1 pseudogene is annotated in these 461 nt (G+C 63.6%); it reads right to left on the reverse strand.

What is annotated here, in order from left to right:
• Positions 1–461 (reverse strand): annotated as a pseudogene (locus tag EXE45_RS19815) (hypothetical protein); the annotation flags it as partial.

Below are 461 nucleotides of genomic sequence, written 5' to 3' on the forward strand. Positions count from 1 at the left end.
TCGTACGTACAGACGCGCAGGGGCGGGACCGTCTCGGGTGTCTCGGAGCGTTCGACGTGGCGGACATCGCTCACAGGCAGCGCGTCTTGGACGGTGTATTCGGTGTCCGCAACGCTGTCTGGAACCTCGATCCATTGGGTGTCAGCCATGTCCACGAGGAAGCGAACAGGAAAGAGTACGTCCGCCTCGAACGGATCATAGAACAGCTCCCGAAGGTCGCCTACGTCCGACGGCTCGCGACAGACGACACGGACCATCGGCTCCCCGTCGATTGTCTGTTCGGGACGCCCCTGCCAGTCGGTCGTCTCGACTGCTTGGACGCGGTCGTCTTCTGCGACCTCCTCGGCCTTCTGGACCCACTCAGACTGACGGACCCCGAAGTACGGACGGTAGCCGACGATAGGGAGGTGGCGTCGCTCCCACGAGGCGTTGCGTCCGAAGACGTGGACGATGGGCGTCTT

The organism is Halorubrum sp. SP9, assembly GCF_005435015.1.
Taxonomy (GTDB): Archaea; Halobacteriota; Halobacteria; order Halobacteriales; family Haloferacaceae; genus Halorubrum; species Halorubrum sodomense.